The 21,608-nt window shown below is 59.3% G+C and carries 21 protein-coding genes and 1 pseudogene; 2 read left to right on the top strand and 20 right to left on the bottom strand.

What is annotated here, in order from left to right; translation table 11 throughout:
- Window positions 1–13 precede the first annotated feature (13 nt).
- From AC07T0_RS28245 to AC07T0_RS28185, 13 genes and pseudogenes are all read right to left on the bottom strand, one after another.
- Window positions 14–421, bottom strand: coding sequence for an Lrp/AsnC family transcriptional regulator (locus AC07T0_RS28245; RefSeq protein ID WP_495004263.1), 408 nt, complete (start codon window positions 419–421; stop codon window positions 14–16).
- 100 nt (window positions 422–521) lie between these two features.
- Window positions 522–1,202: a hypothetical protein gene (locus AC07T0_RS28240; protein ID WP_495004262.1), complete on the bottom strand. Its 681-nt coding sequence runs from the start codon at window positions 1,200–1,202 to the stop codon at window positions 522–524.
- An 8-nt stretch (window positions 1,203–1,210) separates the two neighbouring features.
- Window positions 1,211–1,606 (bottom strand): hypothetical protein, encoded by a 396-nt coding sequence (locus AC07T0_RS28235; RefSeq protein ID WP_495004261.1) that lies wholly within the window; start codon window positions 1,604–1,606, stop codon window positions 1,211–1,213.
- The gene (locus AC07T0_RS28230) at window positions 1,606–2,019 is read right to left on the bottom strand and encodes a hypothetical protein (protein WP_495004260.1); all 414 of its coding nucleotides are present in this window, start codon (window positions 2,017–2,019) and stop codon (window positions 1,606–1,608) included. Before AC07T0_RS28230 ends, AC07T0_RS28235 begins: the two co-directional genes overlap by 1 nt.
- A 237-nt stretch (window positions 2,020–2,256) precedes the next feature.
- On the bottom strand, window positions 2,257–5,979 hold the full coding sequence (locus AC07T0_RS28225) for an ATP-binding protein (RefSeq protein ID WP_495004259.1): 3,723 nt from the start codon (window positions 5,977–5,979) through the stop codon (window positions 2,257–2,259).
- Window positions 5,980–6,003: 24 nt separating this feature from the next.
- Complete coding sequence (locus AC07T0_RS28220) at window positions 6,004–7,095, bottom strand: ABC transporter substrate-binding protein (protein WP_495004258.1); 1,092 nt, start codon at window positions 7,093–7,095, stop codon at window positions 6,004–6,006.
- A 185-nt stretch (window positions 7,096–7,280) separates the two neighbouring features.
- On the bottom strand, window positions 7,281–7,694 hold the full coding sequence (locus AC07T0_RS28215; protein ID WP_495004257.1) for a hypothetical protein: 414 nt from the start codon (window positions 7,692–7,694) through the stop codon (window positions 7,281–7,283).
- Between the two features lie 22 nt (window positions 7,695–7,716).
- A pseudogene (locus AC07T0_RS28210) lies at window positions 7,717–8,013 on the bottom strand (DUF1016 N-terminal domain-containing protein); the annotation flags it as partial.
- A 720-nt stretch (window positions 8,014–8,733) separates the two neighbouring features.
- Window positions 8,734–8,934 carry a DUF4926 domain-containing protein gene (locus AC07T0_RS28205; protein WP_495004256.1) on the bottom strand — a complete coding sequence of 67 codons (201 nt, stop codon included), beginning with the start codon at window positions 8,932–8,934 and terminating at the stop codon, window positions 8,734–8,736.
- 10 nt (window positions 8,935–8,944) lie between these two features.
- Entirely contained in the window at window positions 8,945–9,286 is a 342-nt protein-coding gene (locus AC07T0_RS28200; protein ID WP_495004301.1) for a DUF6883 domain-containing protein, read from the bottom strand.
- Between the two features lie 117 nt (window positions 9,287–9,403).
- Window positions 9,404–9,826 (bottom strand): hypothetical protein, encoded by a 423-nt coding sequence (locus tag AC07T0_RS28195; protein ID WP_495004255.1) that lies wholly within the window; start codon window positions 9,824–9,826, stop codon window positions 9,404–9,406.
- A 183-nt stretch (window positions 9,827–10,009) separates the two neighbouring features.
- Window positions 10,010–10,405, bottom strand: coding sequence for a hypothetical protein (locus tag AC07T0_RS28190; RefSeq protein ID WP_495004254.1), 396 nt, complete (start codon window positions 10,403–10,405; stop codon window positions 10,010–10,012).
- Window positions 10,402–11,919 carry a polymorphic toxin type 24 domain-containing protein gene (locus AC07T0_RS28185; protein ID WP_495004253.1) on the bottom strand — a complete coding sequence of 506 codons (1,518 nt, stop codon included), beginning with the start codon at window positions 11,917–11,919 and terminating at the stop codon, window positions 10,402–10,404. The genes AC07T0_RS28190 and AC07T0_RS28185 overlap by 4 nt, the downstream gene beginning before the upstream one ends.
- A 344-nt stretch (window positions 11,920–12,263) precedes the next feature.
- Between AC07T0_RS28185 and AC07T0_RS28180 the strand changes: the two genes are divergently transcribed.
- The gene (locus tag AC07T0_RS28180; RefSeq protein ID WP_495004252.1) at window positions 12,264–13,454 is read left to right on the top strand and encodes a GGDEF domain-containing protein; all 1,191 of its coding nucleotides are present in this window, start codon (window positions 12,264–12,266) and stop codon (window positions 13,452–13,454) included.
- A gap of 44 nt (window positions 13,455–13,498) precedes the next feature.
- Here AC07T0_RS28180 and AC07T0_RS28175 read toward each other — a convergent pair whose 3' ends face one another.
- The 4 genes from AC07T0_RS28175 to galB all read right to left on the bottom strand — a co-directional run bounded on the left by AC07T0_RS28175 (window position 13,499) and on the right by galB (window position 17,464).
- The gene (locus AC07T0_RS28175; protein ID WP_495004251.1) at window positions 13,499–14,758 is read right to left on the bottom strand and encodes an MFS transporter; all 1,260 of its coding nucleotides are present in this window, start codon (window positions 14,756–14,758) and stop codon (window positions 13,499–13,501) included.
- Between the two features lie 167 nt (window positions 14,759–14,925).
- Window positions 14,926–16,014 (bottom strand): 4-oxalomesaconate tautomerase, encoded by a 1,089-nt coding sequence (locus tag AC07T0_RS28170; RefSeq protein WP_495004250.1) that lies wholly within the window; start codon window positions 16,012–16,014, stop codon window positions 14,926–14,928.
- Between the two features lie 2 nt (window positions 16,015–16,016).
- Window positions 16,017–16,730 carry a 4-carboxy-4-hydroxy-2-oxoadipate aldolase/oxaloacetate decarboxylase gene (locus tag AC07T0_RS28165; RefSeq protein ID WP_495004249.1) on the bottom strand — a complete coding sequence of 238 codons (714 nt, stop codon included), beginning with the start codon at window positions 16,728–16,730 and terminating at the stop codon, window positions 16,017–16,019.
- Entirely contained in the window at window positions 16,727–17,464 is a 738-nt protein-coding gene (gene galB, locus AC07T0_RS28160) for a 4-oxalmesaconate hydratase (protein WP_495004248.1), read from the bottom strand. Before galB ends, AC07T0_RS28165 begins: the two co-directional genes overlap by 4 nt.
- A 142-nt stretch (window positions 17,465–17,606) precedes the next feature.
- On the opposite strand from galB, the gene AC07T0_RS28155 reads away from it, so the two are divergent.
- Window positions 17,607–18,812, top strand: a complete 1,206-nt coding sequence (locus AC07T0_RS28155) for a LysR family transcriptional regulator (protein WP_495004247.1) — start codon at window positions 17,607–17,609, stop codon at window positions 18,810–18,812.
- Here AC07T0_RS28155 and AC07T0_RS28150 read toward each other — a convergent pair.
- Genes AC07T0_RS28150 through fmdA form a run of 3 tightly spaced genes read right to left on the bottom strand, consistent with a single transcriptional unit; the run spans window position 18,793 to window position 21,464 of the window.
- Window positions 18,793–19,845: an aliphatic amidase gene (locus AC07T0_RS28150; protein ID WP_495004246.1), complete on the bottom strand. Its 1,053-nt coding sequence runs from the start codon at window positions 19,843–19,845 to the stop codon at window positions 18,793–18,795. The genes AC07T0_RS28155 and AC07T0_RS28150 overlap by 20 nt on opposite strands.
- Window positions 19,846–19,859: 14 nt before the next feature.
- On the bottom strand, window positions 19,860–20,204 hold the full coding sequence (locus AC07T0_RS28145) for an FmdB family zinc ribbon protein (protein WP_495004245.1): 345 nt from the start codon (window positions 20,202–20,204) through the stop codon (window positions 19,860–19,862).
- A gap of 30 nt (window positions 20,205–20,234) precedes the next feature.
- Window positions 20,235–21,464, bottom strand: coding sequence for a formamidase (gene fmdA / locus AC07T0_RS28140; protein WP_495004300.1), 1,230 nt, complete (start codon window positions 21,462–21,464; stop codon window positions 20,235–20,237).
- Between the last annotated feature and the right edge of the window lie 144 nt (window positions 21,465–21,608).

Here is a 21,608-nt window from a genome sequence, read left to right as displayed (position 1 = left end):
GGCGGCTGCATTTCTAGCGCCAGGCCTTCAGTACGGGGTTTACCACCACTTCACTCACATGTTCGATCTTCAGCAGGTTTTCCTTGAAAACCATCAGTTCTTCAAAATTCCTGTATTTAATGTCGAGCATCATGTCTACATCGCCAAACAGCGAATAGGCGTGAACCACCTCGCGATACTGATAGATCTTCGGAAACACCAGATGGCAACTACTGCCATTGAGCTTCAACATCAAAAACGCTGATTGCTGTGCTTCATCATCCTCAGCAACACTGATGGTAAAGCCCAGAATAATGCCCTTATCGATCAGCTTTTGAACGCGCGACTCCACAGCGGTTCTAGACTTGTGAACTTGTCGCGCCAGCTGCGCCAGGCTGACCCTGGAGTCATCCTTCAACGCAGCAATTATCAGTTCATCCACCTTGTCCACTCTGCCGCCCCCACATTTATCTTTTCTATAGCAGACATTCATTACCGATCACACATACCATTGGCCGCACTGGCTAGCACGGCCCCAAAGGTCAGACTGGTGGCTTTACCATGGACTTGAAGGTAACCAACCGCTCAACGTCGCAGATTTTACCCCGTGGGGAACACCGAGGTGAGCTTAAATCCGTTCGTTTGACTGCTGCTGACGTGGTGAAGTGACCGCAGGCACTTGGGCCGGCCGTTTTCGGTGTTCCATCACCGCAGCAGCTTCCGACGGAATTGTTCGACGGCCTGCCTGCTACAAAAGCCTGTTGAAACCTTGGCCAGAAAGCAGCGCCCCAATTCTTCAGCTTACCCACATAGCCCTGTTTTTCAGGAAACCGGGAAATACTCCTCGCCTCCCAGTCGGACTCATGGAAAGACGGTACGCTGTTGGACTTAATCCCCTCCAACTCAGGGCTGAACCAATAGTTGGCTTCAAGCAGCCCCCATTTTTCCGCACGAAAGAACCTCACCACCATGAAGTCCTGCGGATAAGTCACGCCTTTCGCCGTCATACCCCCGGCCAGTAGCGGAAGCGGAGCTGCCGGGTTGCGCTGCGGTCGATAATCCACCTGCTCCGCAAGGGCATGCGGTGCATTTAGATTCGTCGCCCCTATGGCTGGTGGGAAAAACACCACCACCACCGAGAGAAACGTCGCAGCCATCAAACAGGTACGCCACCAGGGCGCACGCGCCCATAGCGACTTGAACACGGTTTTGCCATCGCTCAAAACTGGATTCATAGTTCGGGCTTCGCGATAACGTGACCATCAACCGAGAGCAATACCACCTTCGTGTGGCCCTGTTCTCGAGCATCGATCAGCGTGTCGGCCATTGACTCTTCAACCGCTCGTACCAGATCACGTGACGATGCACCGCTTCCCAGCCGTTGCTGACGACGCATCATGTCGACGAGGATATCCGAGTCGATACCACCAACCGCGACATCCAGCCCATAGCCCTGGATCATGGCTTCGATTTCAAGCGCCGTGACACGGGCGACATCCTGTCCGTAGTGAGCGACATCAGCGCTGTTGGGGTGATGCTGTATCCAGAGTTGCGCGACAACTACAAGCGCCATCACAACAAACGCAACCGGGCCTAATCGGATCGCCAACGAGCTCAGCCAGCGCATCAGTTGACCTTGACGTTCAAGGTGAGTGTCTGGCCGACGCTCATGATCGGCACGCCACCTGACCCCAAACCGACGGTGATGCCACCACCGTCGCCATCCTGGACACCAGTGAGGGTTATTTTTCCATCGGCGGGAACGGGTATCGCAAAGGTGATGCCCTGCCTGGTCAACACGATCGTCCTCAAATAACCAGCACTCTGGATACGCACGGCATCGCCGTCCTCCACATCGGAGTCCCATAAGGTGACCCAGGCAAAACGGATGGCCGGCTGAGTGGCAGGAGACGGCATAGCACTGCTGCTGGCCACTGTGCCGCGCGGCGCCTGCTGCATATCGGCTGACGGCGTAGCCGCGGGCAGGTGCAGGGTAAGTTCCTTCGCCAGCGCTGCAGTTGCCGCCGGGCTGAGATGCATACTCTCCAGTGCCGCGGACACATCAGCGGCGGGAACAATAGCCAGCGGCAATACGCCTAGCGCGTTGAAGGCCGCAAGGCGAGCCTGTTGCTCGACACTGCTGTGCGAGTCTCACTGAGCCTTTTTCGAATAACGTTTTTTAAATAAGCCTTGGCTCGGAAAACGCTCGAGTGCCACGCCATGCAAAACTTGATTCACCGCCAGCGTGGCACGCTGCTGGGTGGTGTGGATGCGGCCTTACTCATCCTGCGCGGCATCAACGGGAATATCGAGGGTGAAGGTTGCGCCCTGTCCAGCCCCGTCGCTGTGCACAGCCAAGCTACCGCCCATTTCCTGCGCGGCTAGCGCGCAGCTGTGCAGGCCGAAACCGTGTCCGTTCTTACGCGTGGTGAAGCCATGCGAGAAAATGCGAGTCAGGTTTTCCGGCGTAATCCCGTCGCCGTTGTCGGCCACCGTGATGCGCAATACTGGCCCGTCGGCGAGGACGGCGCCGAGCGTGATACTCGGGCTGCGATCAACCACGCCGTCCAATGCCTGCTTGGCGTTGCGGATCAAGTTCAGCAGAATCTGCAGTATCCGATGCCGGTCCAGCGGCAGCAGGGGCAAGTCGGCAACGTCCTTGACCACCGTCACCTCGTGGCGCGCCAGTGATCCGGCATTCATGCGCAAGGCATCATCGATTAATTCCTCGACCGGCACTGTCTCGACGACATTGACGTTACCGGCATGGGACTGCTGGGCAGCGACGATGCTCTTGATATGGTTGATGCCCTTGGTAAGCTGCTCCAGCTCTTCGATGATGCCCTGCTGCTCCGCCGTCACCACCACTGCCAGTTTGAGCAGGTATTCGGGCAACATCTTTCCTTTCTGGTCGCCGGTGAGAAAATCGCTCAGGTCATGGACGTGTTCGTTCATCAGATGAGCCACCCTGGTCAGTCCCTGCGTCTTGGAGGCGCGCATCTGGCTACTGATCACATCGGCCGAGACATTCACGCTGTTGAGCACGTTGCCGATGTTGTGCAGCACATTATTGGCGATCTCGGCCATGCCAGCCTGACGGGATTTTGCATGCAGTTCGGTTTGTATCTGGCTCATGCGTAGCGCCGCGCGTATGCGAGCCTTGAACTCCAGCGGCGAGAACGGTTTGGCGATATAGTCGTCGGCGCCGCTCTCCAGCCCGGAGACGCTGGCCTCGCTGCCGCCGCGGGCGGTCAACAGGATCACGGGTAAATGGGCGAAACCGGCGCTGGACTTGATTCTGGCGGTCAGACCAAAGCCGTCGAGCTTCGGCATCATCACATCCGAGACGACGACATCGATGGAGCGACGCTGCAGGAGTGCCCAGGCCTGCTCTCCATCCGCCGCAGTGGTGACGACGTAGTCGTTGTGCAAAAGCTCGCTGAGGTAGCTGAGCATTTCCGGACTGTCGTCTACCAGCAGTACTCGGGATCGCAAGACCTGTTCCGGATGCTGCTCGTCGCCTGTAGCCTCGTCCGTCGAAGGTCGCTCGTTGCTACTGCCGGGGTGGCCGTCGTCGAAACGCAGGTGGCGTTGCTCGGTACTGCTCGTCGTGCTCGGTGATGATCGCTCGTGCAGATTGCCGGCTTCGGCCGGCACGGTGTTTTGCTCTGCCCCCAGCGGAAGTCGAACAAAGAAGCACGAACCCCGTCCAGGCTCGCTGTTGACGCCGACCTCACCGCCCATCAGTTCAGCCAGATCCTTGACCAGGGCGAGACCGATGCCTGTGCCGCTGTAGTGGCGCGTGGCCGAGTTGTCGATCTGGGAAAAACGCTGGAACAGCAGCGGTAGTTTGTCAGGCGCAATGCCAATGCCCGAGTCCTGCACCACGAGTTCAAAGCGCTCGCCATCGAGCGGGGTCACCACCAGGTGCACGGTGCCGCCAGCGGGCGTGAACTTGATGGCATTGCTCACCAGGTTGAGAAGAATCTTCTCGAAGTGCCGGGGGTCCAGGAACACCGTGCCGAGCGCGGGATCGATGTACCAGGTCAAGGTGCAGCCTTTGGCCTCGGCCACCATGGCGGCATCGTCGGCCAGCGCGCCAACCGTCTTGTTCAAGTCAACTGGCGCCGGACACAACTCAAACTTGCCCGCTTCGGCCTTGGAGAAGTCGAGAATGTCGTTCACTCGGTTCAGCAAGCGCAGCGCGTTACGCTGGACCCGGTCGAGTTGCGCATGCCAGTCCGTCGGCGGCGTGCTCGCCGCCGTGAGCTGCTCCAGGGGGGCGAGAATGAGGGTCAGGGGGGTGCGCAGTTCGTGGCTGACCGTGGCGACGAAATCGCTCTTTGCCTGGTTCGCCGCCTCGGCCTGGTTGCGCGCCTGAATGAGTTCGACGGCCTGCGCTTCCAGTACCTCGGTCTGCTGGTGCAGCGTGTCGGTCCGTTCGGCGACCATTCTTTCCAAAGAGGCCTGGACCTGCTGTCGTTCGGCTTCGGCCTCGGCCTCCAGCACCCGGATACGCAGGGCATTCTCCTGGAACACCCGGACGGCGCGGGTCATGATCCCAATCTCGTCGCCGCGTTCGGCGCTGGCGATCTCGGCGTTCAGGTCGCCGGCTGCAAGCCGGCGCATGACCGAGGCCAGGACCACGATGGGTTGCGCGACAAACCGCGACGTGCTCCAGGCAATGGCGCCGGCCAGCAGGATGGCGACAGTGCCTGCGATCACCGTCGCCAGCATGCCGCGATCATTGTGGACCACTGCGTCGGAGCGCGCTTCGCCAGCGAAGCCCGCGACCAGTTGGCCGGCACTTCGTGCCTCGTTGCGCACCTGATCGCGCGCGGCGCTCAAAGAGTTGCTCGCCTGATGGAACTTGACGAATGCTGCCCGGTAGCCAGCAATCTGGTCGTAGACCGAGAGGGGCGCGGCTTGGGTTTGCAATCCTCCGGGCGAGGGGAGAACGCGGGAGAGACGGGAGAGCTCATCGAGGAGGTTGCCTACGGAGCCAGCGACCTCGGCCGATGGTGACAGGCGGAACGACAGGGTCTGCGCCTCCAGGGTGGCGACGCGCTCGGCGAAACGCTTGGACAACGCGGAGGCATTGTGCAGCAAACCGGTTGCGGCCTGAATGTCGTTTGCGTCATGGGCCACGTGCTGGCTCGCTTCGCCCACCCTCGCCTCGAGGCGCTCGAGCGTATCCCCGACAACGGCGAGATGCTGCAAGGTCTCGCTTCCCCGCAGCTTGGGTGCCTCGTCAAGGTGCTCGACCGCCAGCCTGGCCGCGGCGACCGCAGCGGCCAACTGGTCGAGGGTCTCTCCCGCCTGCGGCGCGTCCATCACCTCACGCAATTGCTCGACAACGGGCGGGAGAGCCGCGCAGGCGTCGCGCGCCCCGGTGGCGGCGGCCCCATCACCGGTCGCTAACACCTTGGCCACATTGGCAATGACAATCCGTTCGCCATTGCGCAGGATATCCAGGATGCGATGGGCGCTTTCGATGTTGCTCACCTGCGCCTCGTGGTCGGCAATGCGGGAGTCAAGCCCCTTCAGCCCATCGGCGATGCCCTGTTCGACGAGGATCGTCGCCTCTCGCATCCGGCCATAATGGTCGGTCATGTTCTCCGTTTCGCCATCCATGGTCAGGGTCGCCGCCCGCAAGGTGGCGATCGCTTCGGCAAGTCTCTCCAGGCTGCCCTTGAGCGATTCCGCCTCCGTCGCCGGAATGGTGGTGAGACCGGCGATCGCGGTCGCCACCATGGCTTCGGCCTGGGACAGGCTTTCCTGGTCACGGCTGGCGATAAAATTTTCCACCCGCCCGGTGGCCGCGTTGACCGAGACCAGGATCTCTGCGGAATGGCTGGCGGAATCCACCGCACGTTCCATGCCCCGCAACCCGTAGAGGTCCACCAGCGATACCGTCAGCATCAGGAACACCAGTGCGGCGACCGCCAGCCCGATCCTGACGGCAATAGGCCTGTCCCTGGCGGGTTTGAATGCCAACATGGAGCCTCGCCTCCTCACTCCCCGCTACGGCGTCGCAACCTTCGGCAGAGGCGGCGTATGGTTGATGGCGGCGTCGATCATCGCCACGACGGCGGCTTGGCTGTAGGAGGGATTGGCGGCGGCGCCCACCGGCATAGTGGCGAGCCAGGTATCCAGGTCTTTCGCATCGATGCGTACCAGCGGCACCTCGACGAACTTCGGCACCTGCTTGCCCGCCAGAATCTGCTGGGCTACCCAGAAACCCACCTGGGAGACGCTCGGGGAGGCAGAAACCGACACGGTCTCATAGCCATTGGCATCGCGTTCCTGTTTCCACAGGGCGAGTTCGTCCTGACGGTTGCCCATCACGATGATCGGCAAGGTGCGTCCCGCCGCCTTGAACGCCAGGGCCGCGCCATAACCGTCACCGCCCTGAGTAGCGACGGCATCGATGCTCGGCAGCGACGGCAGCGCCAGCGCCACCTCCTTGTGTGCGACGGAAGCAGTCCAGTTCCCGTACACGGTCTTGGCGAACTTCAGCCCCGGGTAGTCGCCAGCAGCCTTGTGAATACCGTCGCTGATGTTTTGATCGGTGGCATCGCCGGCAATACCGCGGATCTCCAGCAGCGTGCCGTTCCCCTTGAGGCGCTCGGCGATATAGTCCATTTCCACGCGGCCCATAGCGGACCAGTCGTAGTCCACCGTATAGACGCAGCGTTCGGTCACCAGGCTGGCCATGACGACCACCACGATGCCGGCGTTACAGGCATCCTGGATCACCCCATTGAGGGCGGTGTCGGATGCGGCCAGGATGACAATGGCGTTGACGCCCTGGACGATCAGATCCTGGATATGCGCCGCCTGCTCCGACGCCGAGTTGTTGGCGCTGACCACCGGTGCATCCTGGATCAAGCCATCCTTTTTGGCTGTGGCCGCAACCTCCTGCCAGTTGCGCACCATCACCTTGCGAAAATCGCTGCCCGCGTAGGAGTTGCTGAAGGCGATGCGTTTGCTTGCGGTAGGGCCATTGGCGATGCCGCCGTCGGCAGCCTGGGCCGTAATGGCGACAACCATCGCCAGCCCGGTCAGGCCGCCGACGAAGCGACGCAAGATTTTCTCGATCGATTTAGCGTTCATGCTGTTCTCCATCGGGCTTGGGATTTACCACCGGCACCTGCCGGCAGCCTCGAGCGACTGCTGGATCCGGTTTGAAGCCGGTCGCTCTCGATCACTAGAGTTGCAGCGTCAGCGGGGGATCGCACGATGTGACTAACCATTACCATCAATAATGGTGCCGCCTGCTGGCCGGATCCCGGGAGGCGCTATCGATAAAGGCAATGGGGTATAGCTGGATATGAAGCGCTAAATACATACGGACTCCTTCCTGGACGGCCGACAACTGGAAAAAGTGCAGTGTTTACATTAGCGCTGAGCATAGTCTCAACGCTCCCGCCGCGTGGGAAAAATGACGTCAACCTGGATTCTTTCCGCAAATAGTCGATGGCCCGTGTACCGAAGTGCCTGGCGTTGAGCGACAGGAAGACGTGACTATTTTTCTCGCTGACTACCAGCGAATACGGGCTGACGCCGGGCAGCTCGATCCCGTCCGTGGCGGCTTCAAGGGAAATCCTGGCCATGACTTTGTGCTCGGATTTAGTCGAAATCAGCATCAGGAACGGCGGCTCGTCGGCATTGTTGGCGACAATCACAATATGGGCCTTCGGATCGGAGGCCATCTCGTCAACTCGGAATTTTTTCCGGTGAAATCAGCGACTCACGGGCAAGATCGGAGTGCGGTTTGGGCAGGAGACTCTCGACGTTACTGACAGCCTTGCCACTGCGCTCCAGCAGACCACTCTCGATCTGCATCACCAGAATATTGCGCGACCAGTTGTGCTCGATGGCCTTGGCGGCATACCAGCGGCGTGCTCCGGGACCGGGTAGCTTGTCCAGCAGCACCAGGTTATGACCCCAGGGCAATTGTGCAGCAGCCTGTTGCACAAATTCCGCGTCCGGCCACGCCTCGGCAAATACGCACATGTACTTGAGGTTGCGTGCCCGGGGTGGCAGGTGTATCGCTCATGCCTTTATCTCTCGCGTTTTTTGGGTTCAGCCTTCGCGGTGTATACCGCCACTTTCATGACTCAGGCCTTACACAAAGTGACATAGACCTCACCAAGCTCCTCCTAGAATAAAACCTTTGAAATAAACCCCGATTCGGGAAACTCTCGAGCTAGCGTGGCATTCCAACAATCACTGATAACATTTGAAAGTGCGCCCGCCTCCTCATAGGACATGTCCTCGAAGAGAGCCGTAATCTCCACTAAATTTAGCCAGCTGGCGATTTCCGAGCTTATCTGCCCCTGAGCAACGCACTCTTGATAGCGATCACTATCAAAATTTCCCTCCACAAAAAAACTTCCCTCTTTCAAAACAATTGTCGGATGGAATAGCCTGCTAAAAAAAGGTAAAAATCACTACTTATGACACCCGTCTTCCTCACCATATAAAGGTATTCAAACTTCGAAAGACCTCGACCTCCATTAGCCATTAGAAAAGCCGAATAGCCTTGACTATTATCTTGATCGCCACCCCCATGGGTTATCTCAAACTTTAACATTACAGACTCCTTTAGCGCTCAAGGGAGTTCCCTCACTCATATACTCCCACCATACAGCGATAGCTAGAAGATGCCTTACAACGACATCAACACAGCCCTACGATTCCGCAAATCAATGAATTGGGGATTCCCCCCCCAATCAATTCGCCACTCAATCAGGACTCCAAGTACAGGGCAACTTCCTCAGAACGCAACGCAATCTGAACAACGGTTTCCCCCTTATTGTTTGAAAACTCAACCTCATATACCAACTCAGGTTTTGGAAACTCATAAATCACGGTCCCTACAGCCCCCCTGAGCAGGCCATACTCCGGACAATCCACAAGAAGCTTAACAACATCTAGTAACTTCAGCACAAGCCCGACCTCATCGTACAAAAAGAGTAGTTAACACCGGAGCATCCGCTCCCTTTATATAAATCCACCCAGTGCGAACAACTCCATTTCTTTTTGGACCAACAACTGGGATATCCACTGTAAAACGAGAGCCATGACTATCAACCTTGCCAACAATTGACTCTTGCGTCAAAACACCTTTCTTTAGCTGCTTCAGTAGATCGTCTGCATGCTCCACTGTGAAGCCGAGAACCGACTCAAACACACGAGCTTTATTACCACCTGTCGGATGAGCTGGATTCAATGCATAACTTGTAAGCTTTCTCTTATCAATAATTGCTCGGCTAGCACCTCGTAGAACACCCGCGCTTATAGGCGCTACGCCAACTTTAGGCTTCAGCGTCTTGGGGCGCTCAAGCTCAACAATCTGCGCCCCAGCGCCCTTCCCTTCTGCCCTTCCCGCCTTTTTGATTCTAGCGTTCTTGAGGCTTTAGCCGAGCCGCTTCAGCCCAGTGCCAAAACGTTGCGTCAATGCCAGGTTGCGCACCGACGCCGCGCCTTTCGCCGCCAAACCAGCACCACCGCTATGCATGACCAACAGCGCAATCAGCACAATCTCGAAAGCCACCGCGCCGCTGAACTCGGCGATCTCTTCGCGGTTCTGGGCTTTTACATAGTCGACGGCAAATCGCGCCAGCAGATCCCGACTCGGTCCGTCCTCCATCACGAAGCACGCCGTTTCGTAGCTTTCGGCCAGTTGCTCACGGGTGATCATGCTTGGGTCGAAGCCCAGCGCCTCTACCAGTTCGCGATGCTGCTCCTGGGAAAAATTGTCGCGAAAGGAAGCGATCCAACTGCCGCCATTGGAGGCGTCAGCGTTCCAGGCGGCCACCACGACATTGGAAAAGGTCACAAACGAGTTGAGCAGATCACCCTATTCTTTGAGGCTTTTAGCCAGTCCCCAAGCACCATAAAGCGCGCCCTTGCCAATCGCCAGATGGGTATAATTCGTCAAAGCAGCTGTCCGTCCGAACTCACTTAGACTTTCAACCATAAAAACATAGCAGTCACCTCTCCCCTCACAAATTCATCAGCATCAAATTGAAACTAGGCTCCCGGGAAGAATATCAACTCCATCTTCGAGCTCACGATAATCAGCAGCGTAACTTACCCCGCCCGCATTAATTAGCAAAAACTCTAAACCGGCAGGCAATTTTACCCTATGAGGTTCAAACATGACCTCCGTTCCAAAGTAGCTCGCCACATGCAACCCCAAAGAAAGTTCATCAAACTCATCCACGCCCCCATTCCAACTCAAAAAAGCGGCCCTACGAAAACCTTCAGAATACTCAAAACAGTGCAGAAAAAAAATGCTTTTCTTATTGGGCCGTTCCATCGTACTCACGGCACAATTAAAGAAGTCATCAAAGCACTTTACAATACCAGACACATCAACATCTTTCTTGATCAGAACATTCAGCGTCTGTGTCACTTCACACCTCCAGCATCCAACACATCAAACAATTTAGACATCACACTAGCCTCCTCAGCAGTCAGGCCACCGCTTCGAACCACGAACCCCATATAGTTCTCAGCACCCACACGCCCCTTCTTTTTGGCTTCCACCAAAACCTTATATTGTTGAGCGTTAAGGCTCATTGTTCCGGGCCCACTGATCGGATGGATTGAGTCCTTATGCCTTCCGTAAACTCGCCCTGAAGACGTCTTGAATGTTTCGCCGTTTCGAATACTTTCTCCATTGAGATGAATCTCTTTCAAATCTCTGAGTATAATCTCACGAGGAACGGTATATATCGTGTTACCAGCAGCCTTTGCGCTTGACACCTTGTTCACGAAATGGCGCTGACTCAAGGTCAAATGCGACCAATCCTTCAGTACAGTAGCGACTAATGCCGCATTGGAAACTTCCTTCGGGCGCTCAACCTCGACAACCTGAGCCCCAGCGCCCTTCCCTTCTGCCCTTCCCGCCTTTTTGATTCTAGCGTTCTTGAGGCTTTGGCCGAGCCGTTTCAGCCCAGTGCCCAAACGTTGCGTCAATGCGAAGTTGCGCACCGGCGCCGTAGCTTTCGCCGCCACACCAGCAGCACCGCTATACATGACCAACAGCGCGATCAGCACAATCTCGAAAACTACCGCCCCCGTGAACTCAGCAATCTCTTCGCGGTTCTGGGCTTTCACATAATCGAGGACAAATCGCGCCAACAGGTCCCGACTCGGCCCGTCCTCCATCACGAAGCACGCCGTTTCGTAGCTTTCGGCCAGTTGCTCACGGGTGATCATGCTTGGGTCGAAGCCCAGCGCCTCTACCAGTTCGCGATGCTGCTCCTGGGAAAAATTGTCGCGAAAGGAAGCGATCCAACTGCCGCCATCGGAGGCGTCAGCGTTCCAGGCGGCCACCACGACATTGGAAAAGGTAACGAAGGGGTTGAGCAGATCACCATATTCCTTGAGGCTTTTAACCAGTCCCCAAGCGCCATAAAGCGCCCCTTTGCCAATCGCCAGATGGGTATAGAACGCGTTGACGACAGCACTGCGGTCCTCCTGAATAGCCTCCAACGCTGCCGCTTCGGCACGCTCCGCATCAAGGATCGCCTCCAGCGCGGCCCGCACCTCGGCACGGCTGCGGACCACCAGTTCTTCAACGTCGACGTCCCCCAGCATCTGCGCCTGATAAGGCCCGTCGGGAATGCTGCCGACAAATCGGCTGTACTCATCCAACCGAGTCCGAATGGGATCGCCACTGGCCGGGGTAAGCACGCAAGGCAGATCACACCCCAGACCTTCGCCGTTATCCCAGACAAACTTCAAACCGACATGGCAGGTGCTCGGCGGAACCTCGCGCTCAATGGTCCGCTTTGCCTGGCTGTAGAAGTCGCCGTTATAGGCCGGCGGAGGCGTCGCGCGGCGCTCGGAATTGCGTGGAGGTAAAGGAATACACGGGCCGGGTGTGGGCGAATAATTGCCCCTGGAGTCGTAATGGCCCACGGTTAACGAGATCCCTGTTTCAACGGTCGTTCGCTCCTTCGAGAAGGACCGACAAAAACAGAAAACCCACTATCCGGCCCAGTCATCGAAGCTTACGGTCGAGGCCAAAAGGAAGTGACCGCATTGGATGCCAGACAACTCAACGCTATCTGTAGGACCTTGTCCGGCAACCCGATTCAACAAGCAGGCAACCCCACAGAGATACCGCTACAATCCCGCCGAGTGATTGCCCAAACGGCTCACTAACGTGCCAATTCCTGCTTTCCACCTCGCGGTGTTCCCTGGCACCCACCGCCGCCGCCCCGGGCTATTCCCGGTTGCTGGCTGAACAGGGTTGCCCGAACATGACACTGCTGCACATCCCCACCCTGCTGCTGGTCTCGGTCTTCATCTTCTGCCTGATGGGGCTGCTGAGCCTGCACGCCTGGATGCGCGAAACCCGCGAACGCTGCCTCGCCTACCTGGGCAGCATGATGTTGCTGGCGTCCCTCGGCATCCTGCTGGTGAGCTTGCGTGGCCTGGGCGTCGACTTTGTGCCGCTGGTGGTGGGCAACGTGGTCCTGTTGCTCAGCGCCGCCATGAACTGGACCGCCATGCGCGTGTTTGCCGGACGCTCGCCTTCAGTGCCGGGCATGCTCGCAGGCGCGACGACCTGGCTAACGTTGTGCCTGGTGCCAACCTTCTTCGAATCGCTGACATTGCGGGTAGCCGCCTACTCGGCGCTGGCAGCCGGCTACGGCGGGCTGACCCTGCTGGAGTTCTGGCGTAGCCGGCACAGCCTCGAAGCGTCCTATCTGCCCGCGTTGACCCTGACGGCGCTGAATACCCTGTTCTACTGCGTGCGGATCTTTACCGATACCGGCATCGGCCTGGAGCAGGCACAAGCGGGTAGCGGCAAAGGTGTGCCGTTCTTCTCCTTCATGCTGTTCGAATCCATGGTCTACATAGTTGGAATCGGCTACGTGACCCTGGCCATGGTCAAGGAGCGTGCCGAACGTCAGCTCAAGGCCGCGGCCTACAGCGATCCGCTGACCGGCATCGGCAACCGGCGGTCATTCATGCTCAAGAGTGAAAAACTGCTGGCCGACTGCGAACGTCGCGCAGTGGCGGCAGCGCTCCTGCTCTGCGACCTGGATCACTTCAAGCGCCTGAACGACACCTTCGGCCATGCCGTGGGTGATCAGGCACTGATCGCCTTCGGCCGGGTCACGACACAGATCCTCCGTCCGGCAGATGTATTCGGGCGCATTGGCGGCGAAGAGTTTGCCTGTGTGCTGGGCGATAGCGATGAAACCAGCGCGCTGGAAGTGGCTGAGCGTATTCGCGCCGCGTTTGCCGGGCTGACGCTGCTGGAGCCCGGCTTTCTCGGCGTGAGTATCGGCCTGGTGACCACCGGGGAATCGGGGTACGAGCTTTCGCGATTGCTGTCGGTGGCGGATGAGGCGCTCTATGGCGCCAAAGGGAAAGGTCGCAATCGGGTGGAGGTGGCTGGAAAGCTGGCCGATCTGACCCAGGCCGCCCCTCCCGCCACCTGAAACCCTCACCTGGCGCTCGGGATGCGCAAAGTGGCTGATCCCCCCTAATGCCGAACCACCCAGGATGCGTCCGTCGGAGTGTCACTGGCAGTACTGGAATCCAGCGCATCCAGGTCCACACCGGTGGCATCAGGCAGGCAGAGCGCGGCGATAAAGCCGATGGCGTAAGAACCAATGGCGAACAAGCCCATGGCGATACCGAGGGGCATGTGACCCGAGGCGAAACCGACAGCCGCCGGCATGATGGAACCAAATCCACGTCCGAAGCTGGTGCAGAACCCGGCGCCGTTGGCGCGAATCCGGGTGGGGTACAGTTCCGAAAACGCCAGCGGCAAGCCTGACGCCAACCCACCTTGAAACGCCCCCAACAGCAGCCCGAGGCCGAGCAGGACCGACAGGTCGATGTGGGCGAACATATAGATCGAGACGACGATCGCCTGGCAGACGAGGAACAGCATGAAGGTTTTGCCACGGCCGATCTTGTCGCTGATCAAGCCGTAAATGAACGGCCCCAGCAACGAACCCACGATATTCACCGCCAGATAACCTGAGGTCGAGGCGATGGGCAGACCTAATGTCATGCGCATGTAGGTCGGCAACCAGGTGATCATGATGTAGGCACCACCGAAAATACCGCTCGCCAACACCGTGCTGATCAACGTCACGCGGCGATGTTCCGCGGTAAAGATGCTACGAATATCCATTTTTCTGTGCTGGCTGCTCACCTTGGCGAACGTGTCGGACTCCGGCACCAGACGACGGATGAACCAGACCAGCAACGCCGGCAACAGCCCGATCGCGAAAAAAGCCCGCCAGGCGATGTCTTCAGGCAGAAAGTAGAAGACCACCGGCATGGCGGCCAGCGAGATGGCATAACCGAGGGCATAACCACTCTGGACCGATGCCGCGACACGGCCACGCAAGGCGGGTTTAATCGCCTCGCTGATCAACACCGCGCCCACCACCGCTTCGCCGCCGTAGCCGACTCCCTGCAGAAACCGCACCGGCAGGAATGCCCAGAAGCTGCTGCAAAACGCTGCCATGAAGGTAAAGGTCGCGACCCACAAAACCGTGCCTTGCATCACCTTGATCCGGCCGTAGCGGTCAGCCAGCATCCCCGCCCCCCAGCCGCCGACCGCGCTGCCAATCAGCGCCACGGAACCGAGCATGCCCGCATCGGATTTGCTCAGACTCAGCACCGTCAGCAGGACGGGCATCATCAAGGCGTAGATGGTCGAGTCCATGGAGTCGAGGGTAAAGCCACCGAAGCATGCCCAATAGGTACGCCTCTCTTTCGGGGTCAAATCCGAATACCAGCCTAATCGCATACATCACCTGTGTTGTTTTTATAGGGTGTAAATCTTCCACTCATCCTAACTGCCACAGGCGATTCGCTCGGCTCGAAAAACTTAACGACGTATCGCTTTTATTTATATCTATTTATCCAGTGGTCAACATGAACGGTCGCACTTCAATCGACCGACGTGCCGTTCCATACGGCGCGAGGTATGCAAACCTGACCGTCAAATAACAGCCGCGCGGTACGCAATAGTCCGCAACGGGTAACGGCACCGTTCTCCAGGGTCAAGGCCACCGTGAACTCGCCAATGGGATGTTCCACCGACACCTGGATAGGCTCGTCCGTGGCCAGCCGTGCCAGCCCCTGGGCGACAGAACCTTCAATCAGGCAGGCGGAAGCGACACTCACCGCGGCGAAGACCCCGATGGAGGCATGGCAGCGATGAGGAATAAACGTGCGACTGCTGATTGCGCCGCCGGCGACAGGCGCGGCGATCAGGCACATCTTGGGCACGCTGCGATGGCTGACGTCCCCCAGATTCATCAACGGCCCCGCCTGCAGGCGAATGGACTCAATCGACAGCTTGAGCGCCTCGTCCGCCTCCAATTGCTCGCGAGGCTCGTATCCGGTGAGCCCCAGGTCGGCCGCACGGATCAGAACCACCGGCATGCCGTTGTCGATGCAGGTCACCTCAACACCGTCGAAGCGATCCAGCGCCTGCCCTGTAGGCAATAACGCCCCGCAACTGGCGCCCGCGATATCGTCGAACTCCACCACGATCGGTGCTGCCGTACCGGGCACGCCGTCGATGTGAACCTGACCGTCGTAGCGAACTTCACCGCCGGGAGTCTGGACCACCACCGTGGCGGTTTGCCCGGTGTTTTCCATATAAATCCGCACACGGGTGACGTCGCCCGTCACCTTGACCAGCCCCCGCTCCAGGGCGAAAGGACCGACCCCGGCCAGGATATTGCCGCAATTCTGACCGTAGTCGACCCGCGGCAGGCCCACCTCGACCTGGGCGAACAAATAGTCGACGTCGACGTTCGCCCGCGTGGAGCGCGCGATGATCGCCACTTTGCTGCTCAGGCTGTCCGCGCCGCCCATGCCATCGATTTGCCGGGCATCAGGGGAACCCATGGCCGCCAACAACACCTGATCGAGCAGACCTCGCTCCGAGGGCAGATCCTCCCTCAGGAAATACGCGCCTTTAGAGGTGCCACCGCGCATCATCAAGCAAGGTATGCGGGTCTGGGCCATGTTCAGTCTTCCAGTTGATCAAGACTCTCAAGGTATATCAGGCCCTTCTGCGCCAAGCGAGGACGCATGTCATAGATGTCCAGGCCCAACTCACCGTTGGCCAGTCGCAAGCGCTTTTGCTCCTCCAGATCGGCGCGTTTACGGCTGCTGGCGATAACGGCCGGCAGCGCCTCGCGACGAACAATCACCACACCATCATCGTCAGCCAGGACGACATCGCCGGGATTGACCAACTGACCGGCGCACACCACGGGGATATTCACCGAACCGAGGGTTTCCTTGATCGTGCCTTGGGCATGCACAGCCCTGGACCATACCGCGAAACCCATCTCACGCAGGGTCCTGGTGTCGCGAACACCGGCTTCCAGCACCAGGCCGCGGACGCCACGGGCCTGCAATGAAGTGGCGAGCAAATCGCCGAAATAGCCATCGCTGCACGGCGAGCTCGGCGCAACCACCAGGATGTCACCGGGCTGGCATTGCTCGACCGCGACGTGAAACATCCAGTTATCGCCCGGGGCGACCAACACCGTGATGGCGGAGCCGCTGATGCAGCAGTCCTGCTGGATCGGCCGAATGAACGGCGCCAGCAGGCCCTTGCGCCCCTGGGCTTCATGAACCGTGGCGACACCGTAGCGCTGGAGCTCATCAATCAACGCCGCATCGGCCCGAGGTATGTTGCGGACCACGACACCGGTTCTGCCGATTGCGTTCATCCCAGATTCTCCGTCACCCGCGGGAAGAGGCTCTGGTAGCCCTCGGCATAGACGATATCCTTGCTCGCGGTGATGCCGATATTGCGCTTGGCCTGCACGCCGCGCTGCTGGGCGACACGCGTGTAGTATTCCCAGAGATGTTCCTGGCCGGCCATGCACTGAATGGCGGCGTACTTCTTGTCCCAGACGTCGGTGATGTTCAACAACACATCCGGCTTCCAGTCACATTGTTCGGGCTGATGCGGTTCGAAGCTGTACACCGGCGGCGCGCCGACGATTTTCTCGCCCGGTTTGTAGCCTTCTGCCTGGGCAATGATTCGGGCTTCCTGAGTCAGGTTCATCGCCAGCGGGTGGTCGTAGTTATACGGGTCTTTCAGGGAATGGCTGAGGACGAACTCCGGCTGGACCCGACGAAACACATCGGCCAGGCGAAACAGGGTTTCCTTATCCGCGCGCATCGGATAATCGCCGATATCAAAAAACTCGATCGTCGCGCCAAGAATGTCAGCGGCGGCCTGGGCCTCTTCGCGGCGCGCGGCCTTGACCTTGTCTTCGTTCATTTCGCCCTTTCGCCAGAGCTTGGCCGACTCACCCCGTTCGCCAAATGAAAGGCAGACGATATGCACCTGGTAACCCTGACTGGCGTGCAACGCGATCGAACCGCCCGCCCGCCAGACGAAGTCGGCGGAGTGGGCGCTCACCACAAGGGCGGTTTTTGCGACAGTGGTCGTCATGTTGGATAGGACTCGCGGTTTTATTTATACCGATGCTGGCATGGATATCCGTGGGCGAGTCATGCGTTCAATTGTTCCTGATATACTTTTTATTTATCGGCTCTTGATGAACGGTCGTCAGCCGCAGCGGGAGAGCAGTTGAATGTCATCGCCTGAACTAGCGCATCTGATGCAAATCCGCGCCTTTGTCAGGGTTGCCGAACACGGCAGCGTGTCAAAGGCAGCCGAGGTGTTGCTGCGTGCGCAATCCGTGGTGACCCGCTCGATTCGCGACCTTGAGCTGCGCCTGGACAATCCGCTGTTCGAACGGCACGCCAGCGGCATGTTGCTGACACCCTATGGCAAATGCATCCTGGCCAGAGCCCGGCGCATCCTGGCTGAGCTGGAGGGCATTCCGGCGTTGCTTGGACAGCCATCGCAACCTTTCCATGAGCCGCTTTATTTGCTGAACACCCGCCGCTTGGAGGTGTTCGTAAAACTCTGCGAAACCCAGCACATGCAGACCGTCGCCAACGCCTTTCAATTAACTCAGCCCGCGATCAGCGCCGCATTGAAGGTGCTTGAGGGAGGCACCGGGAAAGTGCTTTTCGAACGCACCGCCCGCGGGTTGATGCCCACCCGCGCCAGCAGCGAAATCCTCTATCCGATTCGCCGGGCACTCAACGAGCTGCGCCATCTGGATGCCGACATCGCGGCCCTCAAGGGATCGTTGCAAGGCGTCGTCCGCGTAGGCGCGCTGCCGCTGGGGCGCACGCGGATATTGCCGGAAGCGATCGTGCGCTTGCTGGCCGAGCACCCTGGCGTGCAGGTTTCGACCAATGAAAGCCCGTTCAACCTGCTGGCGCTGGAACTGCGCGCCGGCGACCTCGACTTTGTATTCGGTGCTCTGCGTTCCGCCGACTATGCCAGCGACCTGCACGGCGAGGAGTTGTTGACCGAGGCCATGGTGATTCTGGTGCGTCGCGACCATCCCCTGCTGGGCCGAGCGGTGACGCCCGAGGATCTGGCCCAGGCCCGGTGGATTTTGCCCCGCGCCAATAGCCCCGCCCGGAGGCTGCTGGATGCGCATTTCAACCAGATAGACAGCCAGGCCCCGCTGCCCATGGTAGAAACCGGCGACCTGGCGATCATCCGCGGCTTGCTGATGCGTTCGGACATGTTGGCGGTGGTGTCTGAACACCAGCTGGAGCACGAAATCGCCTCGGGGGATTTTCAACAATTACCGGTGCCGCTGGGCGACACCGGGCGACCGATAGGGCTGATCTACCGGACCAACGGTCTCAACTCGCCGGCGGCCGAAGCGCTGATCAAGCATATTCGGGCGGTTGTCACACAGGGGAGTCCGTAGTTCGCTCTTTACCACCATGGGGCAACTGCCCCACCGGACAATCAGCCACCCCCACCGTGCGCCGGGTAATGCCCTCCACATTCTCCCGGGCCTTCTCTGCATCCAGAACCCAGGTGCGATAGAACTCGAACGGGCAGTCGGCAATGCCCTTGTCGCCATCACCGGAATCGTAGATGCCGGTATAACCACGGTGCAGCAGCTTGAACAGATGGTTCTGCGACTGATCGTTGGCCCGTGCATCGCGGATCTGCGAGATCGACAGTTGGGCGTACTGGATGCCCATTTCCTCCTCGCCACATTCGCCCAGGGTGCGGCCGTCGAAACCGATGATCGCCGAGTGCCCGAAATACGAATACACCCCATCGAAACCGGCGGCGTTGGCCACCGCGACATAGCAGTTGTTAGCCCAGGCCATGCTCTTGGACATCTGCACCTGCTGCTCCTTGGCCGGGTACATATAGCCCTGGCAGCGGACGATCAGCTCCGCGCCCTTCATCGCACAATCGCGCCAGATCTCCGGATAGTTGCCGTCGTCGCAGATGATCAGGCTGATCTTCATGCCCTTGGGGCCATCGCAGACATAGGTGCGATCACCGGGGTACCAACCCTCGATGGGACACCAGGGGATGCACTTGCGATAACGCTGGACGATCTGCCCCTGATTGTCGATCAGCACCAGGGTGTTATAGGGCGCCTTGTGCGGGTGTTCCTCGTGGCGCTCGCCGGTCAGGGAAAACACACCCCAGGTATTGGTCTCGCGACAGGCCGCGGAGAAGATCGCGGTTTCTTCGCCAGGAATCGTCGCGGCGGTAGCCATCATTTCATCATGGTCATAGAGGATGCCCATGGTGCTGTACTCGGGGAACACCACCAGGTCCATGCCCGGCAACCCCTGCCTCATGCCCTTGATCACCTCGGCGATCTTGCGGGCATTGTCGATGACCTCGGCCTTGCTGTGCAGGCGCGGCATCTTGTAGTTCACGACAGCAACACCGACGGTGTCCGGGCTGCTGGAAATATCACCATGGCGCATGAAGAAAACCTCTGTCAGTGGCTGATCATCCAGGGCCGTGGCCCGGTTTTGCTCTTGAGTCCCAGGGGGTTGGCCTTGCTCGGCGCCACCGGTTTGCTCGGCGCGCAACAACCGCAGCCTGCGGGATGGCGCCGTTGCTGGTACTCGGCAATGGTCTGCGGTGCATGAGCGCTACGCTCGTTGGTCGCGATGGCCTGGCGCTGACTGCTGGACAGGCAGTTCAAGGCCGGCGCCGAGAGCTGCAAGCCACCGCCCGCGCCACCGCAATAGGGGCACTGGCAAGGTTCATGGCGCTGGTTCATGGGTCGCAGCATGGTGAAGGTGCCGCAGGCCTGGCACGGGTATTCGTAGGTCGGCATGGTGTGTCCTCCCGGAATGTCGATGGCGCCTTACAGATCGTGGGCGATGGGCAGGTCGATGCTGCCGTCCAGGTGCTTGATCGGGCCGTTGGCGTTGGGGTTGATATCGAAGTCGAAGATCTCGGTCGGTAGCCACAAGGTCGCGCAGGCATTGGGGATATCCACCACACCGCTGATATGGCCCTGCACCGGTGCCGATCCCAGCAGGGCATAACCCTGGGCCGGGGAGTAGCCGAACTTGGTCAGGTAGTTGATCGCATTGAGACAGGCCTGGCGGTAGGCGATGTTGACGTCGAGGTAGTGCTGCTGGCCGCTCTCGTCCACCGAGATGCCTTCGAAGATCAGGTAGTTCTTGTAGTTCGGGGTGATCGGGCTTGGCTTGAATACCGGGTTCTTGATCCCGTACTTGGCCATGCCGCCCTTGATTAGTTCGACCTTCATGTGCACCCAGCCGGCCATCTCGATGGCGCCGCAAAAGGTGATCTCGCCGTCGCCCTGGCTGAAGTGCAGATCGCCCACCGACAAGCCGGCGCCGTTGACGTAGACCGGGAAGAAAATCTTCGAGCCGCGGGACAGGTCCTTGATATCGCAGTTACCGCCATGCTCACGTGGCGGCACGGTGCGGGCGCCGGTGGCGGCGGCGTCATCGCGGGCCTGGCCCTTGAGTCGGCCCATGTGCGCGGTGGCGGCCAGCGGCGCGTTGGCCAGGGGCGGCACGCGGGTCGGGTTGGTGTCGATCAGTTCCTGTTCGCGGCGGTTCCAGTCGGCGAGCATCACCGGATCCGGCAGGCAGCCGATCAGGCCGGGGTGGATCAAGCCGGCAAAGTTGACCCCGGGGATGTGCCGCGAGCGGGTGAACATGCCTTTGAAATCCCAGATGGCTTTTTGTGCACTGGGGAAGTGGTCGGTGAGGAAGCCGCCGCCGTTCTGCCGCGAGAAGAAACCGTTGAAGCCCCACTGGGAATCGGCCTTGGCGCCGATGTCCAGCAGATCGACTACCAGCAGGTCGCCTGGTTCGGCGCCGTGCACACCGACCGGGCCGGAGAGGTAGTGCACGGTGGAGAGGTCGATATCGCGTACGTCGGAAGCGTCATCGTTGTTCTTGATCGCCCCGGCGGTCCAGTCGTAGGTTTCGAGAATGAAGTCATCTCCCGGTTTGACCCAGCAGGCCATCGGGATGTCTGGATGCCAGCGGTTGTGAATCTGTTCGTTCTCGGTGGCGGGCTGGTTGAGGTCGACTTTGATCAAGGTATCGGTCATGGCAAAGCTCCTGGACAGTAGGGATGTACAGCGTTGCTGGCAGTCTCGAATGGCGGCGCGAATCGGCCAATACGTCGGATGACGTAGCGCCCTGTGGGAGCCCGGCTTGCCGGCGATGGCGATCTCAAGACCGCTATCGCCGGC

The organism is Pseudomonas sp. GW821-FHT04D07, assembly GCF_059420225.1.
Note: the sequence above shows the minus strand (reverse complement) of the source record. Positions and strands in the feature narration are given on the sequence as shown.